The following is a 1,114-nucleotide window of genomic DNA, read 5'->3' on the forward strand; positions in this document are numbered from 1 at the left end:
AGGATATGAGCTAGCTAAGTCTCTTGAACACAATGACTTGTGATCAAGAGACAGACTTCGGTAGCCTTTAATGTTACTAATTAAAAATATTTTGTTATAACTAAGAAAACGTATAATTTCTTATTTCAAGGCGATGAATGTTTAAATCCTTACTTTCCAAAATGCTCGTACTGTTGCCATTTATTTCTCATCATGCATTCGCAGAACCCATTGTTTGGAAAATATATGACACGCAGCGCCAATTCTATGTATTAGGTTCAATACATGCGGGTGAAAAAGACATGTTTCCATTACCAAGAGCTTTTTTAACTCATTGGGAGCATGCTGATGCATTAATTGTTGAAGCTAATATTCTCAATCAATCAGCATCGACAGTTGAACAGTACTACCCACCGTTAACCCAAGAAAAACTCAATGCCAAACAACGCCAAACACTTCAAAGAATTACAACATCGCTACAGCTTCCTTATGAACACCTTCTTGATCAACCACCGTGGCTGACAGCAACTTATCTCCAACTTGCACTTGCTAAACAGTTAAATCTATCAACTGAGCTGGGCATCGATTATGTTTTACTGAAAAGAGCGCAGCAACAAAACCTCCCCATTAAAGCGTTTGAAACGGTTGAGCATCAATTAAATCTGCTCCAAAACCTACCGGAAAATGGCACCAACATGTTGCTAGAAACCATCAACAACTGGCAGCAAACAGAACAAGCACTGAAATGTTTAGTTAATGTATGGAAACAAGGCGACAGTAAAAAATTTACCGAACTATTCAACGATACTCAATTTGATCCTGAAACTAACGAAGCCTTAATTTTTTCTCGTAATCGTCAATGGGCTAAAACTCTCAGAGAATCAAAAGATTATCAATCTGGACGGTTTATGGTTGTTGTCGGTGCATTCCATTTAATCGGAGATCAAGGACTTCCCGCTTTGATGGAGAAAGAAGGATTTACTGTTGAAAGGATAACCAAAGGTGTAACTGCGCAGTGTGATGGATGGGAAAATCTAACTTATAAAATATAAAAAAGCCCCGTCTTTTGACGAGGCTTTAAATAAGTGGTCGGTGAAGAGGGATTCGAACCCCCGACCCTCTGGTCCCAAACCAG

The 1,114-nt window shown here is 38.9% G+C and carries 1 protein-coding gene; it reads left to right on the plus strand.

Annotated elements, in window-relative coordinates:
* The first annotated feature begins 137 nt into the window (after positions 1–137).
* Positions 138–1,031: a TraB/GumN family protein gene (locus tag I3259_RS20170; protein WP_238031446.1), complete on the plus strand. Its 894-nt coding sequence runs from the start codon at positions 138–140 to the stop codon at positions 1,029–1,031.
* Positions 1,032–1,114: the final 83 nt, after the last annotated feature.

The organism is Photobacterium sp. Ph5, from assembly GCF_022129445.1.
Classification (GTDB): domain Bacteria; phylum Pseudomonadota; class Gammaproteobacteria; order Enterobacterales; family Vibrionaceae; genus Photobacterium.